Source organism: Proteiniphilum sp. UBA5384 (assembly GCF_002410825.1).
Taxonomy (GTDB): Bacteria; Bacteroidota; Bacteroidia; order Bacteroidales; family Dysgonomonadaceae; genus Proteiniphilum.
Window position 1 is genome coordinate 17,053 of record NZ_DHOS01000035.1, and the last position, 9,058, is coordinate 26,110.

The 9,058-nt window shown below is 38.7% G+C and carries 7 protein-coding genes and 1 pseudogene; 7 read left to right on the forward strand and 1 reads right to left on the reverse strand.

Annotation, left to right across the window (positions count from 1 at the left end; genetic code table 11):
• Positions 1 to 470 precede the first annotated feature (470 nt).
• The 5 genes and pseudogenes from B4G81_RS07705 to B4G81_RS15320 form a co-directional block, all read left to right on the forward strand.
• Positions 471 to 1,388 (forward strand): glycoside hydrolase family 43 protein, encoded by a 918-nt coding sequence (locus B4G81_RS07705; protein WP_414703181.1) that lies wholly within the window; start codon positions 471 to 473, stop codon positions 1,386 to 1,388.
• A gap of 32 nt (positions 1,389 to 1,420) precedes the next feature.
• The gene (locus B4G81_RS07710; protein ID WP_294081409.1) at positions 1,421 to 1,843 is read left to right on the forward strand and encodes a glycoside hydrolase family 88 protein; all 423 of its coding nucleotides are present in this window, start codon (positions 1,421 to 1,423) and stop codon (positions 1,841 to 1,843) included.
• 82 nt (positions 1,844 to 1,925) lie between these two features.
• Positions 1,926 to 2,708 (forward strand): glycoside hydrolase family 16 protein, encoded by a 783-nt coding sequence (locus B4G81_RS07715; protein ID WP_294081410.1) that lies wholly within the window; start codon positions 1,926 to 1,928, stop codon positions 2,706 to 2,708.
• 251 nt (positions 2,709 to 2,959) lie between these two features.
• Positions 2,960 to 4,555, forward strand: coding sequence for an FAD-dependent oxidoreductase (locus B4G81_RS07720; protein WP_294081411.1), 1,596 nt, complete (start codon positions 2,960 to 2,962; stop codon positions 4,553 to 4,555).
• Between the two features lie 145 nt (positions 4,556 to 4,700).
• A pseudogene (locus tag B4G81_RS15320) lies at positions 4,701 to 4,835 on the forward strand (two-component regulator propeller domain-containing protein); the annotation flags it as partial.
• A gap of 54 nt (positions 4,836 to 4,889) precedes the next feature.
• On the opposite strand, the gene B4G81_RS07725 reads toward B4G81_RS15320, so the two are convergent.
• Positions 4,890 to 5,126, reverse strand: coding sequence for a hypothetical protein (locus tag B4G81_RS07725; protein WP_294081412.1), 237 nt, complete (start codon positions 5,124 to 5,126; stop codon positions 4,890 to 4,892).
• Positions 5,127 to 5,168: 42 nt separating this feature from the next.
• On the opposite strand from B4G81_RS07725, the gene B4G81_RS07730 reads away from it, so the two are divergent.
• Positions 5,169 to 8,645 (forward strand): hybrid sensor histidine kinase/response regulator transcription factor, encoded by a 3,477-nt coding sequence (locus tag B4G81_RS07730; protein WP_294081413.1) that lies wholly within the window; start codon positions 5,169 to 5,171, stop codon positions 8,643 to 8,645.
• Positions 8,646 to 8,860: 215 nt separating this feature from the next.
• On the forward strand, positions 8,861 to 9,058 hold a 198-nt coding region (locus B4G81_RS07735; RefSeq protein WP_294081414.1), incomplete at its 3' end, for a hypothetical protein.

Sequence of the window (9,058 nt, forward strand, 5' to 3'; positions counted from 1 at the left end):
AGAGGGATGGCCTGTAGTGGGTAATGGTACCCCTTCTTTTGCAATGAAAGAAGTTCCATTTTTTAATTGATATATAATCAATGATGAATGCAATCCAATGTGGTTTCCTATTAGGCTTTTGGTTACTTTTTTTCCCCGTTTCGTCCTGCGGGAGCAGTGGTGACATCCAGGGAGAGGAAATACCAGATAAGAATGAAGAGGAATTGGTAGATCCTGTAATCGGACTTGTTGCCAAAAAAACTGCTAAGGCGAATGAATTGGAACTTGCCTGGAGTAACCCTCCCAATACCGCATCAGTTGAAATCTCTTATTTACGGGAAGGTGATGATGAGGCTAGTAACACGATTATCAATGTAAGGGTGTATAGCGAAAAAAAAAGCAGCTACCTGATAAAATTATCGAAATATGGAACATATCAAATTGGAGTGGTAGCTATCAATCATTATGGAAGACGTTCCGAGAAAGTTACAATTACTGCTACCCCTGCTAAAGAAGATGCGCCACCTTCATTTGAGATCATTCACAACACACTGCCGATTGCAGACCCTCATGTGTTATATCACAACGGTAAATACTATGCTTACGGTACCCGTATCAATGGTTTCGAAGTATATATCTCGGAGGATCTCGAGCATTGGAGGCGGAACGAGAGCCTTGCACTGCCCCCGGAGAACTCCTGGGGAACAAGATGGTTCTGGGCGCCTGAAGTCTATTACATAGCGTCCAAGAACAGATTTTTCATGTTTTATTCTGTAGATGAGCACATCTGTGTTGCTTCAGCCACCAGGCCGGAAGGACCGTTTGTGCAGGATGAAAGGAGGCCGATTGTACCCAATGAGAAAGGGATCGACACTTCGTTGTTTATTGACGATGATGGTACACCTTATCTTTATTATGTGCGTTTTACTGATGGGAACGTGATATGGGTGGCTGAAATGAATGATGACCTGAAGAGTATAAAATCTGAAACACTCACAAGATGCATCACAGCTTCAGAACCCTGGGAGAGAATCCAGGGTAAAGTTGCTGAAGGCCCCTCAATATTGAAGAGGGGAAATACGTACTACCTGATTTATTCAGCCAATCATTTTGAAAGTAAAGATTATGCGGTGGGCTATGCCACGTCGAACTCTCCTATGGGGCCTTGGATTAAGTACAGCGGAAATCCGATCCTGCGCAGAGACAAACCAGCAGCATCCGGCTTGATTGGTACTGGTCATGGTGCACCTTTTGTCAATGGTCAGGGAAGTTATATGTATATTTACCATGCACATGCAAGCATCAATAGTGTAGGCCCACGCACTTCTTACATAAATGATCTGGTTATTTCTGTAGATGGTGTGATCAGCGTGGGGGGTGAAACGATCCGACCGGTTGTAATAAGATAAATTCCTTGATAATATCCATTAACCTATAAAGCATGAGTGGAATTGATAATTTTTTAGTCCTTGTCGTATGGATGTTTCTTTCAATCGTTTTGACAGTGTCTTGTGGCGTTGATGATCGTATCCCTGATAAGAGGGATCTGAAAGAGATGAATGATGATTCATCCTCATGGAAGGAAACATCGGGTACTGCAATGTCTATCTATGCCATGATTGTCGGGATAAAAAATGACTGGTTGGATGGAGTTATTTACGGGGCAGCTGCCCGCAGCGCACGGTTTACCCTTTTAACATATTTGGATCAGGATAGTAACATCTCCAATGTTTGTGAAGGTACAAATGCAAAGAATGGCCATCAATATTATCTTGGCCACAAACGGAATACCGGCGATCTCCATGGACAAGCGCCTCTTTTATGGTGTGCTCACGCTTTGTACGAAACTGCCAGGCCGAGGTAATTTCTAGGGGCCAACACTAATATTGAGTGTTACTTAATTTTACGGGTTTTTAATTACATAACGACAATAACAGTTTTTTATAATGAAAAAAAATATCATTGAGTTCTCAGTTTACATGCTTTTTGTGATCTTTTTTTCTTGTACAGATAAAAAAGATGATCCTGATAAATATAGAAAAGGTTGGACACTCGTTTGGGAAGAAGATTTCAATGCTCCTTTGGATACCACTGTCTGGAAAAAAATATCTCCTGAAAAACATTTGAACAAATATATGGGTGAAAAGGACAATCTATATATGCTTCAGGATGGGAATCTTATTTTACGTGGAACGCATAGCCCATCGGTAAAAGATCACAATTCTTTTCAGACGGGAGGAGTTACCAGAATAGGAATTAATGAAAATGAAACCGGCAGGATAGAAATTAAGGCAGCTATTAACCCCTGCTCCGGGGCATGGCCTTTCATACGTCTTCTACCAGAGAACAGGAATAATATTGCGATCAGCATAATGGAACAATATGATTTGGATACTTTTATATATCAATCAGTTTCGACAGAATATACGACGACAAAAAAAATGACAGATAATCCCCCCTCAATAATGATGGTAGGAGTAAATCCAAATCAATATCATATATATGGATTAGAAAAATATCCTGATAGCCTCGTCTTTTTTGTAGATGGAATACGTACGAGAAAATATCCCAGAATACAGACCAGTATCACAGGTCAGTTTCCTTTTAATAATCTGGATTTGAATCTTTATTTGGGTATGGGGATAAACAAAAATAATGACACAACTGCCGTTACAGCAGATATGTTTATAGATTGGGTTCGTTATTACAAACCGGTAACTTCTCTTTGATTATAGATGAATATAATCTGTGGATAATTATATAGGAGCATGGGGAAGTAGCCAATTCAAATTAGAAGTGATTCTTGTCAATTTCTCGGTATTTGACCCGTGATGAAATGTTATTTATGATACCACCCCTACTACTGTGGCGGATTGGACGTTGGTAAGCGAATTGTGAGATAGCAATATAATAATGATCGGTTAAAAGATTAAGAATGAAAGAGAAACTTTTTTTATTTTGCTTGATAACTATAGTTTTCATGGTATCATGTAATTGTGATAAATACGAAGCAGATGTAATTATTTACGGCGGTACGTCTGCAGCGGTAATCTCTGCCGTTGAGATTGCGCGATCGGGAAGAAGCGTAATTATTGTTTCCCCCGATGATCATCTGGGAGGTTTGACATCCAGTGGGCTTGGTTTTACTGATTCCGGGAATACCGGAACTATTGGTGGACTAGCGCGGGAATTTTATCAACGCGTTTGGATTCATTACAACGATACATCAGCATGGAAATGGCAAAAACAAGACGAGTTCGGTAACAGAGGACAAGGCACACCGGCTATGGACGGGAAAAACAAGACCATGTGGATTTTCGAACCCCACGTGGCTGAAAAAGTATTTGAAGACTTTATCAAGGAAAATGATATTCCTGTTTGCAGGAACGAGTGGCTTGATAGGCAATCAGGTGTCAGGATTGAAAATGCTAGGATTATTTCTATGACCACACTTTCGGGCAAAGAGTTTCGTGGAAAAATGTTTATCGATGCTACTTATGAGGGGGACTTAATGGCTGCTGCAGGCGTTTCATACACGGTGGGACGGGAAGATTGTTCACAATATGGGGAAGAATGGAATGGCGTGCAGGCCGGAGTATTCCATCACGGACACTATTTTAAGACTAATATAGATCCTTATATTGTTCCTGGAGATCCGTCCAGCGGGTTATTGCCATTTATCTCGAAAGAACCTGTCAACCCAAATTGTACGGGTGACAATAAAATTCAGGCCTATTGTTTCAGGCTTTGTATGAGTAATCATCCCGGGAACAGGGTGCCATTCCCGAAACCAGAAGGATACGACCCCACTGAATATGAACTTCTGGCCCGGATTTTCGAGTCGGGATGGAACGAATGGTTTGCCAAGTATGACATGATCCCCAACAGAAAAACAGATACCAATAACCATGGACCTTTTAGTTTAGACTACATAGGAATGAATTATGATTACCCCGAAGCATCGTATGAGCGAAGAATGGAAATCATCGAAGATCATAAAAGATACCAGAAAGGATTGTTGTATTTTGTATCAACCGATCCGCGTGTCCCTGAGGAAGTGAAAAACAGAATGAAAAGCTGGGGCCTGGCCAAAGATGAATTTGCAGATAATGACCACTGGCCTTATCAACCATATATTCGTGAAGCGAGAAGAATGATTGGAGCATATGTTACCACGGAAAAAGAGGTGTTGGGAAAAACTCAGGTGTATAACCCTGTAGGAATGGGATCATATACACTCGATTCTCACAATGTACAGCGTTATGTAACATCCGAAGGCTTTGTTCAAAATGAAGGAGATGTGGGTGTAAAACCGGATAAACCATATAAAATATCTTTTGGTTCCATCATTCCGAAATCAGATGATTGCACAAATATTTTAGTGCCAGTATGTCTTTCTTCCAGTCATATCGCATTTGGTTCGATTCGTATGGAACCAGTATTTATGATCCTCGGTCAGTCAGCAGCGGCAGCGGCTATTATAGCAATAGATAACGAGGTTGACATACAGAATGTCCCGTATGAGCAATTGGAACAAAAATTACTTTCAAAAAAACAAATTTTGAGTATAAATTAACTCCAAAATGAAACTCCAAGTGAAAGTTGTTCGTCTATTTTTCTTTATTATCTTTAACCTCTTAAACAAAAAACAAATTTTGCATACGTATTTTAACACGACACTTTATTCTATGAAGAGACATTTTACTTTTTTGATTATATTGATGGGTACATTGAATACGATAAATTTTTATGGAAATACTAACTATAAATTTAAACATTTCAATATCAATAATGGTCTGTCTCAGAATACTGTGTATGATATTCTACAGGATAAGCAGGGCTTCATGTGGTTTGGTACGAAAGATGGCTTAAACCGTTTTGATGGTACTTCTTTCAAAGTTTTTAAATTTTCACCCGAAGGAATACTGACAGATAATGTCTTTCGCCGTATTATCCAGGACAAGAATGAAAAATTGTGGGTCGCAACCGATGATGGCGTTTATATTTTTAATCCTTACATGGAAGAGTTCACCCGATTTAACTATATTACGGATGAAGGCCATTCTGTGGGTGGTTTTATCAGTGACATGGTTGTGGATAATGATGGGGATATCTGGATTGCTGTGAATGGGAAAGGAATTTTTCATTATAATTTCGCGGAAGACAACCTCGACTTCTATTCTCTACATATGGAAGACAAGGAGATGAAGATGATCACCCTGTGTGTAGATAACGATAATTGCATCTGGGTATTTCCATACTCAGCTCCATTTTTGGTCATAGATAAAAAGACGAAAAAAATAAAAGATTTTCAACTGGTTGACAATAATACCTTGATGCTTTATGCCGGAGAAATTACAGATGTCTTGGCAGATCAATATAACAGGCTAATAATCACAACTTCACAAAAAGGAGTGATCAGGGTGAACACAGTCAATAGAACACATCAGATTCTTCTGGACAAGGATGTAAATGGAGAACAGATATTTGCAAGGAGTGTGGAAATCGCAGACAAGCAAACACTTTGGATCGGTACTGAGTCCGGTATTTATATATATAATACAGTGACGGAGGATATCATCAACTTACGGCATAATTCGTCTAGCATATATGCAATATCTGACAATGCTATTTATGACATTTATAAGGACAAGGACGGAGGAGTCTGGATTGGATCTTATTTTGGCGGAGTTGATTATTATTTTAATCAGTATAATTATTTCGAATCTTATTACGCCATTGAATCACGGAATAGCATTAGAGGCAGTAGAGTAAGAGAGTTTTGTCCTGCCCCAGAAGGCCGGATCTGGATCGGTACTGAAGATATGGGTTTAAATTTGTTTGATCCTGAAACCGAAACGTTCCTTCCATTACCGAAGGCATTGCAATCTTTGTATACCAATATACATGCAATCTATAACGACGGGGATTTCTTGTGGATTGGTACATTCTCCAAAGGTCTGAATAGATACAATATGAAAACAGGGAAAATGGTTACCTATATCTATTCGGATGATCATCATTCAATTAACCACAATAGTGTTTTTGCAATTCATAAGGATCGTCAAAATGTTTTATGGATTGGCACTCTTTCAGGGTTAAATATCTATGATTATGAGAATGATAATTTCAGAAGAGTGGATGAATTGAAAGGCCTGGCTGTACAAGATATATTTGAAGATACGGAAGGAATGATTTGGGTGTCCACTTATTCTAAAGGAGTGTTCAGGTATAGTCCGACAACCGGTGAATGGAGAAATTATGCAAAGAAAGCCGATAAAAAAGGTACACTGCCTGACAATAAGGTGACAAGTGTTTATGAAGATAGTGCAAGAAGACTGTGGATTACTACACAGGGAGGGGGATTCAGCATGTTTGATAAGGAAGAGGAGGTGTTTACATCTTACAATACAACTAACGGAATGCCCAACGATGTTGTGTATGAAATAGTAGAAGACGATGAAGCCAATCTCTGGTTATCTACAAATGCAGGCCTTGTAAGGTTTAATCCGCAAACCAAGGAAATTAAAAATTTTACAGTTAATAATGGATTGACAACAAATCAATTTAATTACAAATCCAGTTACAAAACCTCTGATGGAACGATATATTTTGGGTCAATTAATGGTTTTGTACGGTTTAATCCTTCATCTTTTGCAGAGAGTAAAATTGATGTTCCTGTTGTTTTTACGGAACTTTATGTCATGAATGAGCGTGTAAGTCCGGGGGGTGAGGGGTCGTTACTGAAGAGAAGTATTCTTTATACAGATGTACTAGAATTACCATATCATAAAAATTCTTTTAGATTAGCATATGCAATTCTTAACTATTCCGATTTGAATGCTAATCAAATTCTTTATAAACTGGAGGGTTTTGATAAAGATTGGATTACCTCAAAGGATAAACAAGATATTGTATACTCCAATTTAAAACCTGGGAAGTATAATCTTACTGTTAAATTAAATGGAGAAAGAGAAAAAGCTGTGTATGTAAAAACACTCGATGTTTATATTAGTCCACCATTTTGGTTGACAGGCTGGGCTTATATTATCTATGCAGTACTCATTGTTTTAGGGGCCATGACGCTTTTTCGTTTTTTGAGAGTACGTGCTCAACGTATCCAACTACATAAGATGAGTACATTTCAACAAGAGAAAGAGAGAGAACTGTATCGTTTGAAAATTGATTTCTTCACTAATGTGGCACATGAGATTCGTACCCCACTTTCGTTGATCAAAGGACCTCTTGATTATGTAATTATGACTGAGGAGATATCTCAAAATGTAAAAGAGAGTCTACAAATAATGAGTAAGAATACAGATCGGTTACTCAGTCTTACGAATCAGTTACTCGATTTTAGAAAAACAGAGTCAGATTCTTATTCACTGAATCTTCATAGACTGAATGTTTTGGAGCTAATTCAGGAAACCGTGCTCCGCTTTACACCTATGGTTCAACAACGAGGATTACAATTTGAACTTGATCTGCCTGAGGAAGACATATTTATTAAAGCTGACAAGGATGCTTTCCTTAAAATTTTCAGTAATCTGTTAAATAATGCGATTAAATATTGTGATAATTACGTACGAGTGGAAGCTTATGAGGAGATAAATGACCTGGGTGCGAAATTCCACCTTGTTACGGTCAACGATGGAGAGATGATACCTGATAAACACAAAGAGGATATTTTTAAGCCATTTGTACAACTTGATAGAGATAAAGACTATGCCGTAGCGGGTTCAGGCATTGGCTTGGCTCTCTCCAAATCATTGGCAGAATTACATAAGGGTAATCTAGTGTTAGAAGTTGACGAGAAAAAAGAATATATTCGTTTTCACCTAACATTACCGGTAGGAGAAACCCGTGAAATTGTGTCACAAACGATTACGGAACAAGGAAAGGAACAGTCTGCGAAGATGCCGGCTGCCACATTGTTATTGGTTGATGATGATCCGGAATTATTACAGTTCGAGAAGAAATTTTTAGCGCCTCATTATCATGTTTTGACGGCAGGAAACGGAGTGCAGGCACTTGCGATACTTCGTGAGGAAACAGTGAACCTCATCGTAAGCGACATAATGATGCCTGATATGGATGGTCTGGAATTTACTGAAAGGGTCAAGACCGATATTGAATTCAGCCATATTCCGGTCATCCTGTTGACTGCAAAAGTAAATGTAGAATCCAAGGTCCAGGGATTGGAAACAGGAGCCGACGCATATGTCGACAAACCTTTTTCGCTGGAGGTGTTGTTGGCTCAAATTGCTAACTTGTTGGAGAGTCGAGAGAAGTTACGTGAATCATTTCTGGAAAATCCGTTTATTGGGGCCAGTGGTATAGTGTATAGCAAATCGGATGAAGAATTTATAAAAAAACTGCATGCCATCGTGCACGACAATCTGGACAACTCTAATTTTATCGTAGAAGATATGGCAGAGCAGTTTAACATGAGTCGTGCCAGTTTTTATCGAAAAATTAAAGGTTTCCTGAATTTAACTCCCAGCGAGTATATCAAGGTAGAGCGATTGAAAAAGGCGGCTCAGTTGCTCAGAGAGAGAAATTTTAAAGTAAATGAGATTTGTTACATGGTTGGTTTCAGTTCACCATCCTATTTCACTAAATGTTTTCAGCAGCAGTTTGGTATACTACCAAAAGATTTTATATAAATAAGGGGAACAAAATTGAAACAAAGAATTAACACTGGTAATAATTGCTGCCAGATCAGAGATTTGTTTTGAGATAATATTGTTGTATTTTTTGATAAAACTGGGTTGGTTTTCATAAAGAGTTATTGTCTATTTTCACAATTCATTCGAAAACATAGGAAGCGAATAGAGTGGAATGTATTTGAACATTGACGGATGACTTGATAAGAAAAGGATTGAAGCTGAAAGCCGGGACAAGACCGGCAGAGGTTGACACGGATACGGAGGCTGATAATGACCTCCAATCCGCATCCTTGAAGCAAATCAACAGTTCCGTCGGTACTCATGACCTGATAATGGTGTTTGAGTCGGTTACTCCCCTGCTGTTTATTGATGCTTTATTGTATTGTTTATCCTTATCTTCTCAATTGCAT